17 protein-coding genes are annotated in these 22534 nt (G+C 58.5%); 9 read left to right on the top strand and 8 right to left on the bottom strand.

What is annotated here, in order from left to right:
* Positions 1-132: 132 nt before the first annotated feature.
* The gene (locus ADB08_RS06210; protein ID WP_049171845.1) at positions 133-756 is read left to right on the top strand and encodes an ABC transporter ATP-binding protein; all 624 of its coding nucleotides are present in this window, start codon (positions 133-135) and stop codon (positions 754-756) included.
* Positions 753-1649 (top strand): hypothetical protein, encoded by an 897-nt coding sequence (locus tag ADB08_RS06205; RefSeq protein WP_049171843.1) that lies wholly within the window; start codon positions 753-755, stop codon positions 1647-1649. The genes ADB08_RS06210 and ADB08_RS06205 overlap by 4 nt, the downstream gene beginning before the upstream one ends.
* A gap of 205 nt (positions 1650-1854) precedes the next feature.
* On the opposite strand, the gene ADB08_RS06200 is transcribed toward ADB08_RS06205, so the two are convergent.
* The 6 genes from ADB08_RS06200 to ADB08_RS06175 form a co-directional block, all read right to left on the bottom strand.
* Positions 1855-2697, bottom strand: a complete 843-nt coding sequence (locus ADB08_RS06200; RefSeq protein WP_049171842.1) for a DUF5808 domain-containing protein — start codon at positions 2695-2697, stop codon at positions 1855-1857.
* Complete coding sequence (locus ADB08_RS06195) at positions 2694-3029, bottom strand: PadR family transcriptional regulator (protein ID WP_049171840.1); 336 nt, start codon at positions 3027-3029, stop codon at positions 2694-2696. The genes ADB08_RS06200 and ADB08_RS06195 overlap by 4 nt, the downstream gene beginning before the upstream one ends.
* A 254-nt stretch (positions 3030-3283) precedes the next feature.
* The gene (locus ADB08_RS06190; RefSeq protein ID WP_049171838.1) at positions 3284-4456 is read right to left on the bottom strand and encodes an alpha/beta hydrolase; all 1173 of its coding nucleotides are present in this window, start codon (positions 4454-4456) and stop codon (positions 3284-3286) included.
* A gap of 142 nt (positions 4457-4598) precedes the next feature.
* Positions 4599-6155 carry a glycerol kinase GlpK gene (glpK, locus tag ADB08_RS06185; RefSeq protein ID WP_049171835.1) on the bottom strand — a complete coding sequence of 519 codons (1557 nt, stop codon included), beginning with the start codon at positions 6153-6155 and terminating at the stop codon, positions 4599-4601.
* An 84-nt stretch (positions 6156-6239) separates the two neighbouring features.
* A complete protein-coding gene (locus ADB08_RS06180; RefSeq protein WP_179078173.1) occupies positions 6240-6989 on the bottom strand; it encodes an MIP/aquaporin family protein in 750 nt (249 codons plus the stop codon).
* Between the two features lie 248 nt (positions 6990-7237).
* Entirely contained in the window at positions 7238-8974 is a 1737-nt protein-coding gene (locus ADB08_RS06175) for a glycerol-3-phosphate dehydrogenase/oxidase (RefSeq protein ID WP_049171859.1), read from the bottom strand.
* A gap of 443 nt (positions 8975-9417) precedes the next feature.
* On the opposite strand from ADB08_RS06175, the gene ADB08_RS06170 reads away from it, so the two are divergent.
* Together ADB08_RS06170 and ADB08_RS06165 are read left to right on the top strand one after the other, a co-directional pair.
* On the top strand, positions 9418-11067 hold the full coding sequence (locus ADB08_RS06170) for a 1-acyl-sn-glycerol-3-phosphate acyltransferase (protein WP_049171833.1): 1650 nt from the start codon (positions 9418-9420) through the stop codon (positions 11065-11067).
* 6 nt (positions 11068-11073) lie between these two features.
* Complete coding sequence (locus ADB08_RS06165) at positions 11074-11907, top strand: Cof-type HAD-IIB family hydrolase (protein ID WP_016421653.1); 834 nt, start codon at positions 11074-11076, stop codon at positions 11905-11907.
* A 53-nt stretch (positions 11908-11960) separates the two neighbouring features.
* Here the strand turns inward: ADB08_RS06165 and ADB08_RS06160 are convergent, their stop codons facing one another.
* A complete protein-coding gene (locus ADB08_RS06160; RefSeq protein ID WP_049171831.1) occupies positions 11961-14414 on the bottom strand; it encodes an N-acetylmuramoyl-L-alanine amidase in 2454 nt (817 codons plus the stop codon).
* 84 nt (positions 14415-14498) lie between these two features.
* Entirely contained in the window at positions 14499-16004 is a 1506-nt protein-coding gene (locus tag ADB08_RS06155) for an N-acetylmuramoyl-L-alanine amidase (RefSeq protein WP_016421651.1), read from the bottom strand.
* Positions 16005-16333: 329 nt separating this feature from the next.
* Between ADB08_RS06155 and glf the strand changes: the two genes are divergently transcribed.
* The 5 genes from glf to ADB08_RS06130 all read left to right on the top strand — a co-directional run bounded on the left by glf (position 16334) and on the right by ADB08_RS06130 (position 22527).
* Positions 16334-17530 carry a UDP-galactopyranose mutase gene (gene glf, locus ADB08_RS06150; protein ID WP_049171857.1) on the top strand — a complete coding sequence of 399 codons (1197 nt, stop codon included), beginning with the start codon at positions 16334-16336 and terminating at the stop codon, positions 17528-17530.
* A gap of 36 nt (positions 17531-17566) precedes the next feature.
* Positions 17567-18496, top strand: coding sequence for an EamA family transporter (locus ADB08_RS06145; protein ID WP_239660030.1), 930 nt, complete (start codon positions 17567-17569; stop codon positions 18494-18496).
* Positions 18497-18678: 182 nt separating this feature from the next.
* Positions 18679-19692, top strand: coding sequence for an alpha/beta hydrolase (locus ADB08_RS06140; RefSeq protein WP_049171829.1), 1014 nt, complete (start codon positions 18679-18681; stop codon positions 19690-19692).
* Between the two features lie 200 nt (positions 19693-19892).
* Entirely contained in the window at positions 19893-21953 is a 2061-nt protein-coding gene (locus tag ADB08_RS06135; protein ID WP_049171827.1) for a glycosyltransferase, read from the top strand.
* On the top strand, positions 21937-22527 hold the full coding sequence (locus ADB08_RS06130) for a phosphatase PAP2 family protein (RefSeq protein WP_049171825.1): 591 nt from the start codon (positions 21937-21939) through the stop codon (positions 22525-22527). Before ADB08_RS06135 ends, ADB08_RS06130 begins: the two co-directional genes overlap by 17 nt.
* Positions 22528-22534: the final 7 nt, after the last annotated feature.

The raw sequence follows: 22534 nt of genomic DNA, 5'->3' as shown, positions 1-22534 counted from the left end.
CCATACCGGACCAGCGACTATCCCCATTATCGGGGACACTCACAAGGTAACGGGCTGCGCTAAAAAGTAGGTGGGGGATTGAGCCAATAAATTGTCACGAAGCCGGTAAAAAAGAGGGCGGATAACAGCAGCATGATTGAACCAGGAAAAACTTCTCTCGAAGTTGATTGCAAGTTTGGCCACAACAGCATTCTTGGTGAAATCACTGCGAAAGTCGGTGCGGGGGAATTCGTCAGTATCACCGGCCCAAATGGCGCTGGAAAAACCACGTTGATCAGCACCATTGCTGGTGAGATAGAGCCAATCGAAGGTACTGTGCGAGTTGCTTGCGAGGGCGAAGAAACTTTCGTTGATCCGTCAAGCCCGCAAGGCGCTGGCTGTGTGACCAGCATTTCTGATCCAGCATTTCTACCGGACCTCACGCTTGGCGAGCACATTAGCCTGGTTTCACTGCGCGCAGGTGTGGACATGGATACGCTGCTGAGTCGGTTGGAGCCTTGGCATGTCTCCGAGCTGCCCAACACGTTGCCCAGTCGGCTTTCGAGTGGTCAGAAGCAGCGGGCAAACTTGGGAATTCAATTGGCGGTCGCGGCTCCGATTGTGGTGTTGGATGAGCCCGAGCGACACCTCGATAGGGATTGGACTCAGCTGCTGTGCACGCAGCTTCGTCACATGGCGCAGTCTGGGGCCACGGTGATTGTGGCATCGCATTCGCCACGCCTCATTGAGGATGCAGACAGGGAGATCCGGTTGTGAGTTTCGCAGGCTTTACGATGGATCTACCGAGCGCCTACCAAATAGCGGGAATTGTCGGCATTGTTTTATTGCTGGCCATCCTTGCGGAACGAATGGCTCCGCTGAGGTCCGTTGACCGCGACCGCTGGGAATGGGAGTATCGCCCCGCACGTCGATTTCCCGGCATTGACCGCGATGGCTGGCTCCAGGTGCTGGTGTTCACCGTATTTGGGTTCGGCATTGGCGGGGTTTTCCGATATGTCCTTGGGGTTGCACGACCACGTCGTTTGGCGACGGTGCTTTCTAATGGCGTGACACAATCGATGACTCGTGTGACCCTGATGTTCTTTAATGCGGAGCTGGCATCGAATATTTACGCTGCTTCCTGGCTGCGGAATGCCAAGGTCAAGGAGCGGCCGTTCGCGCAAACTTCCTTGCCGGTGTTGATGCTGCGCAGGCTGGTGCGGCGTGGGTATATCCCGTTGCTATTTGTTGCGATTGCATTGGCGGAGTTTTCGGTTGTCCCGCTGATTGGAAATGGTGGGCGCACACTTGTACTACTCTGCTGGGCGGTGCTTGCCTCTGCAGTATGGCGGGCGACTAGGCTCGAAGCGCCAGGTCAGCTGCCGTGGCGAGTGGCGATACTGAGCGTTGTGACCGTCCTGGGAATGGCCGCACAATTCCTTCCAGGAATGCCGATGAGCCCCATGTATTCCATGCTGTGGGCTGCCGTGGCAATTGTTTATTGCGCGCTTGTCCGAGGAAAGCCGCGGGAGACTAATGATTTTTCCTCGATTGAGATTGGTTTGGGCGCACCATTAGAAATGGGCAAGCTGGGGTATTGGTTTTCCGGCGGTCTTGCGATTATTCCGGCTATTGCATCGGAATTGATGGCGATTGCGCCGATTATGTAGGAGCTGCGGCTACAATGCTCCGACTAAGCGGTCGGGTTGCGTCGGCGGGAAAAGGGGAATCCTAGGCGGAGAGGCAACGTCTTCTACTAGGAGCTGTTGGCCTACAGCTCCTAGCTGTGAAGTACTTCGATTGCAATAGCGAGCAGGCCGGTGCTGACGGGCTGCGGAGTAACGCTTTGACCTGCCCGAATTACATCGACATGGTTTACGACACCCCAGCTTTCTTCCACGTGGCCTTCAGCCCCGCGAAGAGGGGAAAGACAAGGCATGCGGCCGAAGCCACGACCGACGTCAGAGCAACACCAGCGTGGACTAAGGCCGGATTGAGCTTGGAGTTTTCTTCCGTGAGAACGCCGATCAGCTGAGATGGCGCAATTGTGCTTGCGAGCGCGCTTAGGGACGCGACGCGCAGAGTATCTTCGCGGTCATCTGCCTTGAGCAGCGAAGCAGCTGAGAATCCAGCTCCGACCGTAGAAACCACGAAGGGAAGAAGCAGAGTTTCCTTCGGTGCTGTCTTTTGAACTGCCTCGCCGTTTAGCTTCCATTTTGTGTGGACTTCGGAAGGCAACTGCTTCCAGCACCTGGTCAGTGCGACTCCGTGCGCAACCGTCACAGCCGCGGGGAGAAAAGCGGTCGCCTGCAGTGCGCGAGCCGGAATTTCAGAGATAACCTCACCGTCAATATCGTCCGGTCGGACAATGCCCAGCTTGGTGGCCACCGCAGCCCAATTAACGGACCAGCCGAAACCCAACAGGTGAGGTTGGAGGATCCGCGGGTCGTTCATATTCCACAGGGAAGCGCGACCGCGCTTGGAAAATGCTCGAAGTGGGTTGCTGAGGTAGCGTCGCAAAGCGCTCGGTTCACCAACTTGTTCGGCGACTCGCTCGGCGTATTCGGTCGCCGTTCCCAGCTCTTCGGCCAGGTCTGCGTGGACGTCGTTAAGCTCTTGCAGAAGACTCTCCTGCTCGGAAATGATTGCCTGGCGTTGCGCGTGCGGCATGCCGATTTCACGCAGTTTGTGGTCGATGGCGGTGAGGTAGGTGTTCATTGGGGCTCCTCGGAAAATAGTGCGGTCATGTCGGCGGATAGGTCGATGAAATCCTGATGTAGCTGCGTGAGTGTTTGCTGTCCTTTGTCTGTTAGTGAGTAGTACTTGCGGGGCGGCCCCTTGGGGGATTCCTCCCAGCGATTGCTAATCAAGCCGTTGGTGGTAAGCCGCGAGAGTAGGGGGTAGACGGTTCCTGCGGGCGCGCTGAGGTGGGAGTAGGCGTTGAGCTTTGCGACGAGTGCCGCGCCATAGAGCTCTTCGCGAGAAATCAGCTTGAGAATGGCGAGCTCGAGTACTCCCTTCTTCAGTTGTGTTTGTGGGCGTTTGGGCATGGCGTTGTGCTCTCTTTCCGGCGGTAGAAGGAAGTTGTTTGAGCATAATGCTTTTCATACCTAGTACCTTGTAATGCCAACTATACCCCCAGTAGTTTGTATTGCCAAGTACTGAACGCCTATACAGCTGGCAGAGAACAGGGCAAAGAAAATGGGGGCAATTGTCAGAAGACAATCGCCCCCATTCCACCGGGTTAGCTCTATGAAGAACTCGTAACTGTTAGGAACCGGTTCGGTTCCTATTTAGCGCTCAATTAGATGCGCGCATCAAGCCAGGCAATAGCCGTCGCAATGGCCTCATGCTGTGCCGGCTCATTGAAGGTCTCGTGGAACTGGCCTTCGAACTCGATCAGCTGCTTGTCGGTGGACGAGATACCGTTGTACCAGTCACGCGAGAAGAACGGCGGCACAATCTCATCCTGGCCACCCATCATGACCAGGGTCGGCTCAACGAAGTCGACGGAGTTGGTGCCGTTGTAGGTAGCGGCAAACGCCATCTGCTGTCCCATGCCGAGCGAAAGCTTGGAGTTGTTGTACGGATCAGTGCCGTATTCATCACGCACTGCCTGGGAAGAAGAGGTTTTCGCACCCAGCGGGTTGCCAACCTGAATCAGGTCAGTGCCCGGCAGCGATGGGACGCGCATCTCGGTACGGTTCGGTACTTCCTTGAGCATGCGCGTGTTGAAAGTAGTCATGTCCTGGAACGGCAAACGCTGGTAAATCGTCGGCTGTGCTTCGCGCTGGACATCGGTCATGGCTTCTGGGGTGATGGTTTCGCCCTTGTCCGTGCCGCCGTAGGGGTTGAACAGAGCGCCACCGCCGTTGGCGACGATGCCGTCGACACTGCCCGGGTACTTGATGCCGTGGAAGTCCACAGCAAGACCGCCCATGGAGTGGCCGAGCAGGAAGGTCTTCGTGCTCGGGTTCTCCGCCTTGGCCTTCTCTACAAGCATGTGCAGGTCATCGACAAGCGAGTGGAAATCATCGATGTGGCCACGAGCAACTGGAGTGCCTTCAACCTGACCCGTGTGGCCGTGGCCGCGGTGGTCGAGGCGGTAGACGTTGTAGCCGGCGTTCAGAAGCTTGCCGGTTACCCACTCGTAGCGACCCAGGTGCTCTGCAGCGCCATGCACGACGACGACAGTGGCCTTGGCGTTCGGAATGGTGTTGGACTTCCAGTAAATCTGGGTGCCCTTGCCATCCTGTGAGGTCATGTAGCCGTCGGTGACCGTCACGTGGCGTCCGTCAACTGTAGTGGTCGGCGCCGGGGTAGTTGGCAGTTCGACCATTGCAGTGGACTGCGGGTCAGGGGTTGGCTCCAGCGGGTTCTTGATGAAGTCCGTTGGGGCTGCTGATGCTGCCGGGGTGGCCAGTGCCAAAGTCAGGGCGGTGGTCACACTCGCAGTGAAAATCGATGCGCGACGCATGATTGCTCTTTTCTATTTTCAATCGAGGAGCGGATGGTAGTGATAATAATTTTATTATAACAAATAAGCCCTGAATTTATAATAAAAATGGCTCGGAAAACCGAATCGGTTCTCCGAGCCATTTTTAGGCTCTTACGAGGGCTTATTCAGGCTTCGGTGCCTCCTCAGCATCGGTATCCTCGACCCAGCCGTAGGTGCGTTCAACGGCACGGTTCCACTGGTGGAACAGGCGATCGCGCTCTTCGGCCTCCATCTTCGGACGCCACTTCTTGTCAATCGTGATGTGGGCCTTGACCTCATCCAAGCTCGACCAGAAGCCAACGCCCAGACCTGCACCATATGCAGCGCCGAGAGCTGTGGTTTCAATGTTGTTCGGGCGCGTGACAGTGACATCTAGGATGTCGGACTGGAACTGCATGAGGAACTCGTTCATGGTCATGCCGCCATCAACGCTCAGCGTCGTGATGTCCGTGCCGGATTCTGCGACCATGGCATCGAGAACCTCACGGGTCTGGTATGCAGCAGCCTCCAGCACAGCGCGGGAGATGTGGTTGCGGTTAACGAAGCGAGTCAGGCCGACGATGACGCCACGGGCGTCCGGCTGCCAACGAGGAGCGAAGAGACCGGAGAATGCCGGAACGATGTACACGCCACCGTTGTCCTTGACACTCTTTGCTTTGTTCTCGATGGAAGCGGCATTTGGAATCATTTGCAGCTCGTCACGCAGCCACTGAACAAGTGCGCCGCCCATGGAGACAGAGCCTTCGAGAGCGTAGACCGGCTTCTCACCCTCGACCTGGTAGCAGACGGTGGAGATGAGGCCGTGCTCGGACCACTTCGGGTTCTCGCCGGTATTCATCAGCATGAACAGGCCAGTGCCGTAGGTGTTCTTGGTGTCGCCCTCGCCGAAGCAGCCCTGGCCGAACATGGCGGCCTGCTGGTCGCCGAGAATACCTGTAATGGGCAGGCCGGCCAGCGCATCGCGGGCGCGAACGCGGCCGAAGTCGCCTACCGACGGGCGGATGTCCGGCAGCATCGACATTGGAATGCCAATCTCACGGCAAATGTCCTCATCCCACTCGAGGGTCTTGAGGTCCATCAGGAGAGTACGGGATGCGTTAGTGACGTCCGTTGCGTGGACTGCAGATTCGCCGTTGTCTCCCTCTGCGCCGCCGGTGAGGTTCCACAGCAGCCAGGTGTCGATGGTGCCGAAGAGCAGGTCGCCAGCCTCGGCCTTTTCGCGAGCGCCCTCGACGTTGTCGAGGATCCAGCGCACCTTCGGGCCTGCCGGGTAGGAGTTGATACGCAGGCCCGTGGTCTCACGCCAGCGGTCCGCGCCTTCATCCCCCATGAGCTCCTTACAGATGGCGTTCGTGCGGGTGTCCTGCCAGACGATGGCGTTGTAGACCGGTTCACCGGTGTTCTTGTCCCAGACGACAGTGGTTTCGCGCTGGTTGGTGATACCGATTGCCTCAATGTCCTGGGAGGAGATGTCGCCATCAGCGAGAGCTTCACTGACTACGCGACGGGTGTTGGTCCAAATCTCCTGGGCATCGTGCTCGACCCAGCCCTCTTCCGGGAAGATCTGCTTGTGCTCCATCTGGGCGATAGTGACGATCTCTGCGTCATGGTTGAAGATGATGCAGCGGGTGGAAGTAGTTCCCTGGTCAATGGCGAGGACATATTTGCTGTGCATCATGGGGGATACTCCTAGCGAAATTGTGTGTAAATGTGAGTTTTCGGACTTGCGCTATTTTATTGTGCGTTTACTCTCATATTCCCGTTATCCGATGGCAAAGGCAAGAGCGCCTGCAGCCACAGCTGCCAGCATCGGTGCGACAATCGGGACCCATGCATATGCCCAGTTCGCATCGCCCTTGCCCTTAATCGGGAGCACGAAAGCGTAGGCCAAACGGGGGCCGAGGTCACGAACAGGGTTGATAGCGTATCCAGTCGGGGAACCAAGGGAAAGACCAATCGACACAATGATGAACGAGACACCGAAGTAGGTCAGCGGGCCAAGCTCGCCGCCGGCTGGGCCGAACAGGATGAATGCGAGCAGAACGAAGGTCGCGATGAACTCGGTGACGGCATTCCAGAAGTTATTTGGATGAACCGGCGCGGTGAAGAAGTTGCCACCGGTTTCGGCATTCGCATTGGTCGGATTGCCGTTGTCGTCAACGCCATTGGCATCGAACAGCTGCTTAAACGCGGCCCATGCCAGGATTGCACCTACGAATGCGCCCAACAGCTGGCCTGCGGCATAGTAGGGGACCAGGCTCCAAGCCAGGCTGCCTTTGACTGCCAGGGCGACGGTTACCGCTGGGTTCAAGTGCCCGCCGGATACGTCGGCAATAGATGCGCCAGCGAAAACAGCCATGCCCCAACCGAAGGCAATGCCCATCCAACCAGCATTTGCTGCGCGGGTAGTCCGGAGGTTGATAGAGGCGCAGACTCCGTTACCGAGCAGAATCAGAATGGCGGTTCCGAAAAACTCCCAGAGGAATGCCTGGGATCCTGTGATTGTCTCCATGAGATGTAGAAACTCTCTGTGAGTCGTGACCGGGCAAGGTCACGATGAATCTTGCAACGTAGAATTCTTTAGGTATAAGAAATGCCGGCGAGAAACTATTTTTCGCCGGCACTTTTATTTCGACCCCATCAGCCCTTTGAAGTGCGAAGCCGTTTTCCCGAGAAGGAAGCTATTTCGTTGTGGCTACAGCGCTGGTGGCCATTCAAGAGCTAACTCGTATGGCCACCTAGGGGAGGGTGGGAAATGAACTAGCGGTCGAGGCTGACGTCGACATCCGCGCGAGTCTCCACTGCATGAGCAGCAATCTCGTTAGCGGCCTTGTCAGTCAGCTCACGTTCAGCTGCCAGGGTTGCTTCGACACGTTCGATGAAGACCTTGATTTCCTTCTCCATCGTCTCCTTGTCCCAACCCAGAGCTGGGGCAACCAGTTCAGCGGTGGCCCGGGCGCTGTCGACACCGCGGTGTGCGTACTCCATGGAGACACGCAGGCGGCGCTCCAGGATGTCGTCGAGGTGCTTTGCGCCTTCGTGGGTCACTGCATAGAGAACCTCAGCGCGCATGTACTGCTCAGCGGCCTCCAGCGGCTCGAGCAGGGACTTGTCCTCGGCTGCCGGAGCCAGAACCTCGTAGATGAGGGAGCCGTAGCGGTTGAGCAGGTGCTCGACCTGCTTTTCGGTGATACCGAACTGCTTGGCCAGCTCTGCCTTCTGGTTGTTCAGTGCGTGGTAACCATCAGCACCGAGTAGCGGGACATCAGCGGTGACGGACTCCGGTACCTTACGTGGGACATCCTGGACTGCAGCGTCAATGGTATCGGCACCGATGACGCGGTAGGTGGTGTACTTACCGCCTGCGACGGAGACCATGCCCGGAGCAACGTGGGCAACAGCGTGGTTACGGGAGAGGTTGGTGGTGGAGTCGGAGTCGCCTTCCACCAGTGGACGCAGACCCGAGTAGACACCGACGATGTCGTCGTAAGTAATCGGACGACGAACCTTGGCGTTGACGTGATCGAGGATGTAGTCGATGTCAGCGCGGGTAGCTGCCGGGTTTGCCAGGTTCATGGTCCAGTCGGTGTCGGTGGTACCGATAATCCAGTACTCACCCCACGGGATAACGAACAGGACGGACTTCTCAGTCACGAAGGTCATTGCCACCGAGCCCTCAAGAGCGGACTTCGGAATAACAATGTGGACACCCTTGGAGGTGTGGACGCGGAACTTGCCGGTGACGCCAGCCAGCTTCTCAATCTCATCGGACCAAATGCCGGTGGCGTTGACGAAAACGTTGCCGCGGATAGTGGTGGTCGCGCCAGTGTCGGTGTCAAGGAGCTTCGCGCCGACGATGCGCTCGCCTTCCTTCACGAAGTCGACAACCTGGGTGGAGGTGCGGACGTCAGCGCCGAAGTGAGCAGCGGTGCGCAGGACAGTCATGGTGTGACGGGCATCGTCAACCAGAGTGTCGTAGTAGCGAACGCCGCCGACCACGGCATCTTCCTTCAGGCCCGGAGCCTGCTTCAGGGTTCCCTTGCGGGAGTAGTGCTTCTGCATCGGAACCTGCTTGGCGCCACCCATGACGTCGTAAAGGAAGAAGCCCGATGCCATGAACGGACGCTCCCATACGCGGTGAGTCAGAGGGAAGACGAAGCGCAGTGGCTTAACCAGGTGCGGTGCCAGATGCGACATGGACAGTTCGCGCTCGCGCAGGGATTCAGCTACCAGGCGGAAGTCCAACATCTGCAGGTAGCGCAGACCGCCGTGGAACATCTTTGAGGAGCGGCTAGAGGTACCGCCTGCGAAGTCACGAGTTTCAATGACCGCAGTCTTCAAACCACGGGTTGCGGCATCGAGCGCAGCGCCAGCGCCTACAGAACCGCCGCCGATAATGACGACGTCGTATTGCTCGGTACCGAATTTCTCCCAGGTCTTTTCATGCTGTTCCTTGTTCAGAACTGCAGATGGGGCGAGAGATGAAGAGGACGACATTTTCCAATCCTTCCCGGTGGGGGCGTTGATTTTTTCGTCGAAGAGAATTTCTCGGCTCACGGCTCAGGTTACCAAAACTCGGCTTACTTGTGAGCGCCAACCTACGGTTACGTAGATATAAATAATGGGGCAAAAAGTCACGAAAATCGCGCCAGTAATGTTGTCCGATTTTCCGCAGGTAGATGGCTATGTTAATAGAGGTTTTCCACTTTTAGACTGAAAGTCAGCTGGCAATAACCCCCCCCCATAATGGGGGTATCAAAGATGGCTGATGGGTGGGCAATGGGTGCACGGCGGGCGTGTGGCGTATTTGAGAGGCGATGACTGGAACTGCGCTCGCATTTACACATGGATATGGGCCTGTAACGACATTTATTCATGGGTCTCAGATACCAGTACATATCGCCCCGCTAAGGGGTGCGAAAGATTGTAGAGTAAAGGCCATGTTCAAGGATCCTGTGTACTTAACGATTATCGGATTGGCGCGCACCGTCTTCTTTGCCCAAGGTTTGAAGTTCACCGTTAAGGGCTGGGAAAACGTGCCGAAAGACTCTGGCGCCGTTCTCGTTACTAACCACACCGGATACATGGACTTCACCTATGTCGGTCTTCCATTCCGCAAGCACCGCCGTTTTGTCCGTTTTATGGCGAAGAAGGAAGTCTTCGACCATTCGATCGCAGGACCAATCATGCGTGCTTGTAAGCACATTCCGGTCGACCGCACTGACGGCTCCAAGTCTTTCGAAGAGGCCTGCGCAAAGTTGGAAAACGACGAGTTGGTAGGCATCTTTCCGGAGTCGACTATCTCGCGCAGCTTTGAGGTCAAGAATCTGAAGTCGGGTGCGGTGCGTATGGCGCAGCGCACCGGCAAGCCCATCATCCCAGTGCTGATTGTGGGATCCCAGCGCGTGTGGACGAAGGGGCACCCCAAGCATCTCGGCCGCAGCAATACTCCGATTCATATTACGGTTTTGCCGCCGTGGACCCCGGAGGGCGATCCGGCAGAAGCCACCGAAAAGCTACACGAAATCATGGATCAGGGTGTCCGTCAGCTCTGGGACGAGTACGCAGCTGAAGAAGGTCCCCTGCCGAAGGGCGCCTACTGGGTACCGGCTCGCCTTGGCGGCGGCGCACCGACTTTCGAAGAGGCCCAGGCAGAGGACCTGAAAGTCGAAGAAGAGCGTCAGCGTATCCGTCATTTGCGCGGTGATCTGGCCGCATTCAAGGAAAAGCTAGCTGAGTCGGCACGTGAATTCGGCGATAGCGCTCGTGAGTTCGGCGATCAGACCAGGCAGCAGTTCCTCGATGCCTCGCAAACGATGAGCGCGGAATCTGCTCGCCGAAGGGAACAGACGACCGCCTTGTTGGCGCAGTTCCGTCAGTCTGTGGAACAGATGGCTGATGATGTCGTCGCCGGTGCCAAGGAGAGCAAGGAGTCCGTGCGTACTGCCACGGATTCGATGCGCGTGACGTTCCGCGAAGCGTACGTGCAGCTAGAGAAGGCCTCCGCCTCCGGTGTCGAACAGACGCAGCAGACCGTTTACCGTCTTATCGGCCAGTCGATGATGATCCGCGACAAGCTTCCACAGCGCTTGAACAGGCTCATCACCGCTCAGCCGGAGACGTTCATCTTCGATTACCCCGCATCGCTTGCCGACGACGCGGGCAATATCAGCGAAGAAAACATGAAGGCCTTGCAGCAGCTCGGCGATGCCGGAGCCACAATCGTTGTTCTGCACGAACCGGGAGATAAGCCGAATCTATCGGCTTTGGAGTCGGTTGACCTGCAGGTCGTGGAACTCCCGGAGGGCGCCAGCAAACTGGACGTCACAAATGCGGTGGTTAGCACGCTGCGCAAGCAGGCTCGCAAGGAAGAAACCGCGATTCTTTTTGCCGGTCGCTCGAACTTTGAGGAAGCCACACAGCGTGTCGGCATGCCGGTAGTTATGGCCGATGCGGACTGGTCCCTGCTGAAGAACGCGGATTGGGTAATCGACACGGTCGAGCATGGGGGAGTAGCCGCAACGCTGCAGTTGTTGCACGACCGGTTCTGCGATGACGGTGAAGATGACAACAGTGAGGACGGCAAGTAGTTCGAAGTGACCGAGAGACTACATCCACTACTCGTAGCTTCGGATATTGACGGGACGTTCATCGACTCGCGGGAGCGGGTAACTCCCCGCCTGCGACAGGCCGTCACGCGAATGCTACGCCGCGGAACCCCGTTGGTGCTGGCCACGGGAAGGCCGGCTCGGTGGTTGCAACCAGTGCTCGAGCAGCTGCCGGTTCAGCCGTTGTGCGTGTGTGCCAATGGCGCCGTGATTTACGACTCCGGCCGTGATGAAGTGGTTGCCGCCAACACACTGAAGCCGGAGACGCTGCGATACGTCGTCAAGCATGCGCGCGAAGCGGCGCGATCCATCGGTGGAATCGGCATTGCGGCAGAGCGCGCTGGGACGTCGGCGAATGATGCCATCGATGAGCTTTTTGTGGTGGCGCCGTCCTATGACCATGCGTGGGAATCGGATGAGCACGGTGAGCTTGCTGAAGAGGCCGTGTTGTCAGAACCCGCGACGAAACTCTTGCTGCGAAACTCAGATGTGAACAGTGCCCAGCTATATGAGCTGGTCACTCCCGCAATTGACGCGAGCTTGGCGCACGTGACCTACTCCATGCCGGACGGGCTGTTGGAGGTGTCCGCGCCGGGCGTGACTAAGCGCGCCGGGCTGGAATACGTGTCTGAACTGGTCGGAGCGACCGCGAAAGATGTGGTCTGCTTCGGTGACATGCCGAACGATATCGAGATGCTGTCGTGGGCGGGCACGGGTGTGGCCATGGGCAATGCGGCTGACAACGTCAAGGAGATTGCAGACGAAATCACCGCCACCAATGATGATGACGGTGTTGCTCGTGTGCTGGAGCGCTGGTTCTAGCTAGCCTCGAGGGTTTCCTCGCGCCAGCTAGCTCACCCAGCGCTCGACAGCGTTTACTTCAGCTCGGTCTTGACTTCGCCGGTGGTGCGGTCGAAGGTGATTGAACCGTTCTGGAACTCAGCGCGCTCGATGTTTCCATCGACCACCTGGGTCTTCGTCGGAGCGCCCAGCTTGCCGACCTCGAAGCCCTGGCGGGCCCACTCATCAGCAATCTTGCCCCAGATAGCGTGAGCGCCGGTGGTGTCGGAGTCGGTGATTACGCCGTTGGAGAACTTCACGTAGCGCAGGGCATCGGCCTGGCCAGCATTGTTCGCCACGGTAGAACCGCTCTGGATACCGGACATTGCGTAACCGAGAACGGAGCCCATTTCCTCGGAAACTTGGCGCCATTCGGCAGCCAGGTCGTTCTGCTCATTGATAGTGATGATCTGGTCAATCAGGACCGGCAGGTCAGCGATCGACGGGCCGTTTTCAATCGAGCGTCCAACGGCACCCAGAATCGCATCGGCGGTCTGTCCGAGCCCCGGTGCGCCGAGCATGCCCAGCGCCGAGGCCAGCATCGAACGTGCACCCGAGACTGTCTCCAGAGCTTGTGCCTTCTGCTGCTCGTCGGATGCGCTCGGCGAGGAGGAGTTGCTCTGCTCGCTTGCCGACGGTGCGGAGGAGTCAGCCGTAGCAGTGTCACTGGTGTTCGTGGCGTCGGTTGGCTCCGAGGTATCCGAAGTGCCCGAGGTGGTCGAGTCGGAGCTCGACGTTGTCGACGAAGTGGTGCTCGATGCGCTCGATGCGCTCGAGGACTTCTCGGAGGACGAGGTCGTGGACGTACCCGTCGATGCCGAGGTGGTCGAAGTGGTCGAGGTAGTAGAGGTCGATGTGCTCGACTCGGTCGATTCGCTCGACTGCGAGTCTGTGTTCTCGGTGGTCTTATCGTCCTTTTCATCCTGCGGAACGAGGAGATCAATCAAGCCGTCAGGGCCCTCATTATCAATCTTTCCGCTGGTGAGAGAGTTGTACTTCTTCTCGGCAATCGAGCGGATCTTGCTCATCTGGGCGTAGCCAGCATCACCTGGGCAGGTGGTGTTACCAACGTCGCGGTGCGCGAAGATTGTCGGCAGAGTGACCTGCTGGCCGTATCCATACTTGGAGTAGCTGGTGCCACCCGAAGTCATCTGAATCTGGCCGGTCGGCTTGATGCCGGCGACCTTCAGGCGCCAACCGATCATATTGCCCACCGAGTTCAGTGCAGCCTCACTGGGAGCAACCGAAGAGTAGTTACCCATCATGGAGATGCCGAAAGTACCGGTGTTGAAGCCACCTGCGTGTGCGCCCTGGACATTCTTATCCAGGCCACCGTAGCGGCCCTCGTAGATGTTGCCGTACTTGTCGACAAGAGCGTTGTATCCGATGTCGCACCAGCCCAGAGTCTGTGCGTGGTACTGGTAGATGCCGCGGACGATACCAGCGGACTGGCTCTCGGTGTAGTTGTTTGAACCAGCGGTGTGGTGCACGGTGGCACCGACAAGCTTGCTGTCGTAGTCCGCGCCCTTACAGCGGTTGTTTTCGTTGGCGCCCCAGCCGGCACGGGTAATGACCTTCGGCATGCCCGTGACATTCTTGGCATCGACAATTGGGTCGATGCCGGATGCAGCAGCCTGGCCGTCGATTAGCACTGCGTCGACCTGGTCGATCGGCAGTTCATCGGCGACCGGCTCGATGTCCGTCCACTTCACTGGGAGATTCGGCGAGTCCAGATTTGCAGCGTCGTTAGCGCTCGGAGCAGTCGGGTCATCGAGTGCGTCCCCAGGAGCTGCATCCGGAGTCTGCTGGTAGTCGGAAGTGGCATCGTCAACGGCCTCGGCGACATCCTTGGCCGCATCCGTAGCGGAATCCTTTGCATCCTCCACGGCCTTCTTCGCGCCCTCGGCATTAATCTCGTCGAGGTTGAGCTTGGACAAATCCAGCTTCTCAGCGCCCTTGATGTCCTTCAGATCCACGCCGGAACCCGGACCGAAGATGTTAAGTCCGTGGGTGGAAACCTGAACACGCTTGGTTGGCTCGATGTAGATGAGCTCCGTTCCGTTCAGGCCGTTGCCATTGCCTTCAGCGGGGTAGTCCGGGTCGACGCTGAACCAGTCGGACCAGGAGCCGTCTGCTCGCTCGGCGCGGACGAAGCTGGCGATATCAGGGTCACCGGCCCACGTCAGCGCAAACTGGGAAAACTCAGTATCGGAGGTAATTTCCTTGACGACACCGCGGTTGGGATGAGCTTCGTCGGCAAGCGACTGCGTTGCGATTGCTGCATCTTCGACGAGAACGGAGACGCTGTCTGCAAGCGACTTGCTCTGGACAACCGGGTCGATGGGGCCGGCGCCGTTTTCCTCAATGAGGTCATAAGCGGCACCTGCGCCGACAACGGCAACGGGTGTCAGGGCAAGGGTCGCCACGGCAGCGAGTACCAAGGATTGCTTGGCACCTGCGCGGCGATTGATGCGGCGGCGACTAAACACGGTAATAACTCCTGGGTGATTACGAAAATCTGGTGTTACACCACAAATGTGATGTGGTTATGCCTGGATTAGATAAGCGGGGGCTTAGTTCTGAGGTGCGAACCAGGCCTGCGTAGCTTCGGCAGGGTTGGTTGGCAGGGATTCAGTTAGAAACTCACCAACAACCTCGCCTGGCGTGGGCGTTTCCACGTTTCCGAGGGAACCGCCGTTGTCGCCCGACTCGCCGGTGCCCGGAATCGGCGGAATGCTGGCGGCCTCTCCGTCCTGGTTGTTCGGATCCGTCGAGCGGCCGGCGATATCCGCTCCACCGGCACCATCAAACTTGGCTTTGGCTGCAGCGCGGATGGCATCCATCTGCTGGTAGCCGAAGGTGCCCGGGCAGGAGGTGTAGCCGGTGTCGCGGTGACCGAAGATGGCCGGGAGGTTCACGGTCTGGCCGGAGCTGTAGCGTGCCTTCGAGTAGCCGGCGCTGGTCAGCGCGGCGGTGGACATCGGATCGACGCCACCGACCTTCATGCGCCAGCCGACCATCTCGCCGAGTGCGGTGACGGCCGCATCCGGAATCTCCAGCTGGTCGTGATTGCCCATCACCGAGATACCGAAGGTGCCGTTGTTGAAGCCACCTGCGTGTGCGCCCTCGATGTTCTTGTCCAGGCCACCGTAGCGGCCCTCGTAGATGTTGCCGTACTTATCGACCAGCGCGTTGTAGCCAATATCGCCCCAGCCCAGCGTATTTGCGTGGTAGGCATAAATGCCACGGACAATGGCTGGTCCCTGGGACTCTGAGTAGTTATTGGAACCCGCGGTGTGGTGGATGCACGCGCCCTTGAAAGTGCTGTAGGAGCTCGAACCGCTGCGGATGGACTCATCTGCGCCCCACGCTGCACGGCTGATTACATTTGGCGCGCCGGCAATCGACGACTCGTACGCAACTGGCTGAATAACCTCGCCGACCTGCTCTACGCCGTCGATGAAAACTGCCTGGACAGCGTTGAGGGACAATGCGGCCGTAGCGCTGACGAGGTCCTGCAGGGAACCGCCGATAGTGGCGGGGTCAAGGTTGTCGATACCAATGATGTTGCGGGGATCCAGGCCTTCGAGGAGGTTCAGGCCGACAGTCGACACCTGCACGCGACGGGTGGGCTCAACGAACAGCAGCTCGGTGCCGGACTGCCCGGAGTTATTCATCGGACCGTGTGAATCAGCGTGGAACCACGGGCCAAAGCTGCCGTCTTCGCGCTCGGCGCGAACGTAGAGCTGCAGATTGTCATCGCCCGGCCAGGTGAGTGCGAACTGGGAGAACGGTTCGTCGCGGGTGATGTCCTTCACGAATCCGCGAAGCGGGTGCAGGGCATCGGTAATGGCATGGGTGCCGACGGCTGCGTCGTCAATCATCATCGTGACAGCGTCAACCAGCGGCGATGTTGAGATCTTGGCCGCGATGGGGCCTACGCCTGGGCTTTCAACCAGAGTAGGGGCCTGGCGAATACCCCATGTTGCTAGCGGAGCTGCGGCAGTAGTAGCTGCCAGTCCATAGAGGAAGGTGCGACGGCCCATCGACGGGGCATTGATGCGACGGCGAGTTGGCACGGTAAAAGCTCCAAAAAAATGGGGTACAGGGTTATCGACCCGAGGTCTACCCGGGGTCGAAAGGAAGGAAAGTTGCAAAGCAACAGAAAATTCTGAGGAGGATGTTACCAGTGTGACTAAAAAAATCTAGTGAGACATCTGTGTTTCTTCGTTAATTTTGGGAAAATTATCAAATAATGTGACCAAACGAACGTTGGGCTGGGCTCACGTGGACGTCGTAAAGCCCGCGTGTACACCCGCAAACCGGATGGAAATGCAATAGGTTTTAAGGCGTGAGTAGCGAAAAGAACACCACTGCCAATGAATTTGCTCCGAAGTCCCTACAGGACATCAAGGACAACACCTACGACCTCATCGTGGTCGGTTCGGGTTTCTTCGGTTTGACCGTTGCTGAGCGGACCGCCACTGAGCTGGGTAAGCGCGTGCTCGTTGTCGAACGCCGCAACCACATCGGCGGCAACGCCTACTCGGAGGCAGAGCCGGAGACTGGCATCGAGGTGCACAAGTACGGTGCGCACCTGTTCCATACCTCTAATAAGAGGGTGTGGGACTACGTCAACCAGTTCACGGACTTCACCGACTACCAGCACCGCGTGTTCGCTATGTACAAGGGCACCGCGTACCAGTTCCCGATGGGGCTGGGGCTGATCAACCAGTTCTTCGGCAAGTACTACAGCCCGGACGAGGCGCGCCAGCTGATTAAGGACCAGACCGATGGTCTGGATCCGCGTGACGCGAAGAACCTTGAGGAAAAGGCAATCTCCCTGATTGGTCGCCCGCTGTACGAGGCATTTGTCAAGCACTACACCGCCAAGCAGTGGCAGACCGACCCGAAGAACCTGCCGGCCGGCAACATCACCCGCCTGCCTGTTCGCTACACCTTTAATAACCGCTACTTCAACGACACCTACGAAGGTCTGCCTGTCGACGGCTACACCGCCTGGCTGGAAAACATGGTGACCTCCGACAAGATTGACGTCGTTGTCGATGCCGACTGGTTCGAGGTGCGCGACGAACTGCGCGCTGTATCCCCGGACGCCCCGGTCGTCTACACCGGCCCGCTGGACCGCTACTTCGACTACGCAGAGGGCAAGCTGGGTTGGCGCACGCTGGACTTCGAGATGGAGGTTGTCAACACCGGCGATTTCCAGGGCACTCCAGTGATGAACTACAACGATGCGGATGTGCCGTACACCCGTATCCACGAGTTCCGCCACTTCCACCCGGAGCGCGATTACGTCAAGGACAAGACAGTAATTGTTAAGGAATACTCCCGCTTCGCCGACGATGACGACGAGGTGTACTACCCGATCAACACTCCGGAAGACCGCGAGATGCTGGAGGCCTACCGCAAGCTCGCTGCAGCAGAAGCGCAGGAGAACAAGGTTCTCTTCGGTGGTCGTCTGGGCACCTACCAATACCTGGACATGCACATGGCAATCGGTTCTGCACTGTCGATGTTCGACAACAAGATTGCGCCGTTCTTCAACGACGGCGAAGCAATCGAGCAGGAGCGCGGGCACTAATTTGCCGCTTCCGGCTCCCGCGCTAGTATTGCGCGAGTGTCGCGTGAGAAAACCCAAACCGAAGTTCCCCAGCAGGGGCCATTGCTGCAGCGTGTGAACAAGTTTCTCACCCTGCCAGTGGCACCTGTCATTCTGGTTCTTATCGGTTCTCTTGGTACCCAGGCTGCAGCCGTGCTGGTCACTGGCATGCTTTCCACGGTCGGCGCGCCGGGCATATCGGGCCTGCGCATGACCGCCGCCGCCATCATTATGGTGGTTCTGTTCCGGCCAAAACTGTCCGGGGTGACCCGCGCCCGCGCCATCAACATCGTGGTCTACGGCATCGCCATGGGCATGATGAGCATGATGGTGTACGCAGCCATCGCGCGCCTCCCGCAGGGCGTCGCCGTCACCATCGACTTCCTCGGCCCCTGCGTCGTGTCCTTCCTGGGGCTGAAAATGTGGCGCTCCCGCCTATGGGCCATCGTCGCTTTCATCGGCGTTGCCCTGATTGCCCAGCCCTCCAATGACCTTGACATTATCGGCATTGGTTACGCCGCAATCGGTGCAATCTTCTTCGGCGCTTACACGCTCTTCTCCGCCCGAATGGGCAGCACCGAGGGCGGCGGCATGCCCGACCTGGCGCTGTCAGTGGTCGTCGCAGCAATCGTGCTCGCGCCATTTTCTGTTTCCGCTGCACCGCTTGTCGACGGTTCGATGTGGGCCACCATCGTTATTTCCGGGTTTATTGGCGCTGTTATTCCCTACGTGATGGACACCATCGCTGCGGGGATTGTCTCAGCGGCGGTCGTCGGCACGCTCTTTGCACTGGACCCGGTCATCGGTGCAATCCTGGGCTGGGCGTTTTCCGGTGACCGAGTGACTTGGTCCATGGCGCTGGGCATCGTGCTAATCGCGGCGGCTGGCGCGATTATTACCTGGCGCGGGGCGCGGGAGTCGCGCGAGCTGCGGGGGCTTGCGCAGTAAAAATGCGGATACCAGAACCCGCCGAAAAGTGGGGTCTCGACGTGTTCTGCTGGAAAACGACAGTGAATGCGGGTAAGTTTGTCGAAGATTTATTGTTTCTTAAGGTAATTCCCTGAAGCGGAAACACGCCTGATAGTTCCCACCGGCCGTGGGGAATCGCACATTGTGAGGAGAATGCACACGTGAAAATCACCTCTACTTTCCGTGGTTGGCGTCGAAAGGTTGCAGCCGTTGCGTCCGCAGTAGCTGTGGCCGCGTCTGCATTGACCATGGCGCCGGCCGCGAGCGCGGCGGGTGACCGAGGCTCGCTGCGCCCGGGTTGTGAGTGGGATTCGTACCAGTACTTCACCCAGAAGTGCCAGGTTTATTCGCCGGCCATGGACCGTAATATTCCGGTTCAGATTGTGGCCTCTGCCAATGGTGGTAACAAGGCTCTCTACCTGCTAGATGGTCTGCGTAGCCCGGCTGATGCCTCTGACTGGGTGGAGCACGGTAACGCCCCACGTACTTTTGAAGGATCCAACGTCAACCTGGTTATTCCAGGTGGTGGCGGCGGTAGCTTCTACACCGACTGGAAGCGTCCGTCGGTTAGTGTGCACGGTCCGTTTGTAAACATGTGGGAGACCTTCTTAACTCAGGAACTGCCGGTTTACCTTGAGCGTGAGTTCGGCATTTCTCGCACTGGTAACTCCATTGCAGGTCTGTCCATGGGTGCATCTGCTGCACTGTCGCTGGCATACAACCACCGAGACCAGTTCGGTCAGGCTCTTGCCTTCTCCGGTTACCTGCACACCACTGCGCCGGGTATGACCACGGCAATTGAGGCTGCTCAGCTGTCGGCTGGCTACAGCTCCTTCGACATGTGGGGTGCGCCTATGTCAGCGGAGCGTGTCCGTAATGATCCGTACCTGAATGTCGAGAAGATGAAGGGGCTGGATCTGGTTATTACCTCGGCAAATGGTGTTCCGGATGAGGTTCGTGACCCGAAGAATCTCTACCGGGTCGTCCCGAAGGCCGGCGGCGTTGCGCTGGAGTCGCTGTCCCGCTTGTCCACCCGCGAGTTTGAGTTGCGTGCTCGTACCTCCGGTCTGGATGCCACGTTTGAATACGAGCAGACCGGTATCCACGATTGGCCGACCTGGGATCGCAACCTCCAGAACTCCAAGGCCCGCATCGAAGGTTTCCTCGGAGCTTAAAACTACAAACTGAACGAAAAAGCCCCTATGTGCAGCAGATAGTCCGCAGCGCGTAGGGGCTTTCACATTCTGGGCTGTCGCTAGCGTGGCAACAAGAGGCAATCCGCCACGGGCACTAGGATGCTATGAGATAGAAACGTCGGTAACTTATCGGCGGCAACACCCCCGGTAGACCTTTCGGAAAGTGGTTGATACGTCTCATGGCATCACAGCCTGAACAAAAGCGGACACATACCCCGACAACGTCGTCAAGCCTTGCCGTTGAACGCCTGCAGCGGATTTTGCTGCCAAAGTTGGGTGAGCCCCGTGATGTCCGCTCGCTCTACTTGGTTGAGCCGGAGACTAATGCCGGTCGTGTGCAAGCACATTCCCGCACCTCAGCCACTATTCCGGCGGGTGATGAAGTTAGTTTTGAAACCTACTTCAATGCTTTTCCGGCCAGCTACTGGCGCCGGTGGACGAATCTGGACAATGTTGTCCTGCGCCTAGAGCTGTCTGGTACTGCGCGTGTGGACATTTACCGTTCGAAGATTGACGGTGCACGCATCGCCGTGACCGGCGAAGTTGTCGGTGATCTGGGTGCGGCGGCCGAAGGTGCAGAAGCCAAGGTGGACGGCAAGGATGTGCACGTCTGCGAAATTCCAGTACCGCTGACGCAATTTGAAGACGGCGGCTGGATTTGGTTCGACCTCACCTGTGAGACGGACGTGGTAATCCACTCCGCAGGTTGGTACTCCGATATCGAGGCGCCGAGCCAGACGTACCCGGACGGCACAGAGCATCCGGCGCCGGAGGGGCGCGTCACTATCGGTATCCCGACGTTCAATCGCCCGACCGACGCAGTTGCTGCTCTTGAGGCGCTGTCCTCGGATCCTGAGGTCGATGCCATCATCGATGCTGTTTTGATGCCTGATCAGGGCACTAAGCACCCGGCAGATGAGCCGGGCTTCGATGCTGTCGCCGAGCACTTTGGTGACCGCCTGCGTATTTTCCCGCAGGGAAATCTCGGTGGTTCCGGCGGGTACTCCCGCATTATGTATGAGGCCCTGGGCGGTCCGGATTCGGATTCGAAGCGTGCGACCGATAGTCCGTTCATTCTCTACATGGATGACGACATCGCCATCGAACCGGATTCCATTCTGCGCGCGGTCGCTGTCGGCCGGTTCGCGAAGTCCCCGATGCTGGTCGGCGGTCAGATGCTGAACCTGCAGGAGCGCAGCCACTTGCACTCGATGGGTGAAGTTATCGGCCGCCACGACTTCATGTGGACTTCCGCTCCGCACGTCCACTATGACCACGACTTTTATGCGCACCCGCTGCGCGATCGCGGGGAGCATGGCACCAACGCAACCGGTGAGGTTGTTGATTCGAAGGACCTTCACCGTCGCATCGATGTTGAGTTCAACGGCTGGTGGATGTGCTTGATTCCGCGCGTCGCTGCTGAGACGATCGGTCAGCCGCTGCCACTGTTTATTAAGTGGGACGATGCCGAATACGGTTTGCGCGCAGGCAAGGCAGGCTTTCCGACGGCCACGTGGCCGGGCGTCGCAATTTGGCATATGGCCTGGTCGGACAAGGACGACGCCATTGACTGGCAGGCGTACTTCCACCTGCGCAACCGCTTGATTGTCGCGGCCCTTCAGCACGAGGGCAATGCTGCCGGTATCGTGCGTTCCATGCGCAAGGCCACATTCAAGCACCTCCTGTGCCTGGAGTACTCCACTGTTGCCATCCAAAACGAAGCCATGAAGGACTTCCTGGCAGGTCCGGAGCATCTGTTCGACATTCTCGAATCTTCGCTGCCGCGCATCAATGCCCTGCGCAAGGGCTTCCCCGACGCGGTTGTGCTGCCGAGTGCAGGCGATCTGCCAAAGCCCTCCGGTATTCCGGGGATTCCGACAAAGGATGTCGGTGGTCGCCTGGGCAAGCTGAAGAAGGTCGGTTGGCTGGCCAAGGGCTTGCTTCACAGCGTGCGCCCGGAAAACTCCGAGCACCATGCGGTGCCGCAGGCAAACCTGGCGCCGCTGGAGGCTCGTTGGTTCTCCCTGTCGCGTCTGGATGGCGCAACGGTCACCACCGCTGACGGCCGTGGCGTGGTGTATCGCCAGCGTGACCGCGACAAGGCCAAGGCTCTGCTGGAAGAATCCTGGGAGCTGCAAAAGCAGGTTGAGGAGCGGTTCGAGCAAATGCAGGCACGCTACCGCGCAGCCTATGACGATCTGACCAGTAGGAAGGCCTGGGCGAATGTCTTCGAAAATTAAAGGCGATCCGTTCGGCGAGTCCGACGTTCTCGTTAATATTCAGCACACGCTTAACGACGTCCCGGGTGTGCTGCCCACCGCGCGTGCCATGAGCTATTTCGGTGAGCACGCCCTTGGGTGGATGGGGCTCGCTGCCCTCGGGGCGGCGGTGGATAAAGAGCGACGCATTGGCTGGGCAAAGGTCGGTGTGGCCGCCTTTACCTCGCATGCGGCATCGGTGGTGCTTAAGCGCATTGTCCGTCGCCCGCGTCCGCATGACCGTCGTATAGCAATCGGCGTTGGTACGCCGAGCAAGCTGAGTTTCCCGTCCTCGCACGCGACGTCGACGACGGCGGCGCTGGTGGGGATTGCAAAGTTGGGTTACCCGGCAGCCCCGGCTGTGGGTGTGCCGGCGATTATGCTCTCCCGCCTGGTGCTGGGAGTGCATTACCCAACCGATGTCGCTCTCGGAGCAGCGCTGGGTACAGCCACTGCTCTTGCGGTGGACAAGATAGGTGATAAGGTCATCGAGCCGAAAAAGGCGCAGCATAACCAGGGTGGACAGCCCTCCATTGCGGAAAGGAATGCACAGTGACACAGGC

It is taken from the genome of Corynebacterium sp. 239_CJEI (genome assembly GCF_001055995.1).
GTDB classification, from domain to species: Bacteria; Actinomycetota; Actinomycetes; order Mycobacteriales; family Mycobacteriaceae; genus Corynebacterium; species Corynebacterium jeikeium_D.
Note: the sequence above shows the minus strand (reverse complement) of the source record. Positions and strands in the feature narration are given on the sequence as shown.

Excerpts from the sequence above, each read along its gene's own strand:
- glpK (WP_049171835.1), bottom strand. The coding sequence starts at position 6,155 with ATGATGCACAGCAAATATGTCCTCGCCATTGACCAGGGAACTACTTCC.
- ADB08_RS06200 (WP_049171842.1), bottom strand. The coding sequence starts at position 2,697 with ATGAACACCTACCTCACCGCCATCGACCACAAACTGCGTGAAATCGGC.
- ADB08_RS06210 (WP_049171845.1), top strand. The coding sequence starts at position 133 with ATGATTGAACCAGGAAAAACTTCTCTCGAAGTTGATTGCAAGTTTGGC.
- ADB08_RS06195 (WP_049171840.1), bottom strand. The coding sequence starts at position 3,029 with ATGCCCAAACGCCCACAAACACAACTGAAGAAGGGAGTACTCGAGCTC.
- ADB08_RS06170 (WP_049171833.1), top strand. The coding sequence starts at position 9,418 with ATGTTCAAGGATCCTGTGTACTTAACGATTATCGGATTGGCGCGCACC.
- ADB08_RS06190 (WP_049171838.1), bottom strand. The coding sequence starts at position 4,456 with ATGCGTCGCGCATCGATTTTCACTGCGAGTGTGACCACCGCCCTGACT.
- ADB08_RS06175 (WP_049171859.1), bottom strand. The coding sequence starts at position 8,974 with ATGTCGTCCTCTTCATCTCTCGCCCCATCTGCAGTTCTGAACAAGGAA.
- ADB08_RS06130 (WP_049171825.1), top strand. The coding sequence starts at position 21,937 with ATGTCTTCGAAAATTAAAGGCGATCCGTTCGGCGAGTCCGACGTTCTC.
- ADB08_RS06180 (WP_179078173.1), bottom strand. The coding sequence starts at position 6,989 with ATGGAGACAATCACAGGATCCCAGGCATTCCTCTGGGAGTTTTTCGGA.
- ADB08_RS06135 (WP_049171827.1), top strand. The coding sequence starts at position 19,893 with ATGGCATCACAGCCTGAACAAAAGCGGACACATACCCCGACAACGTCG.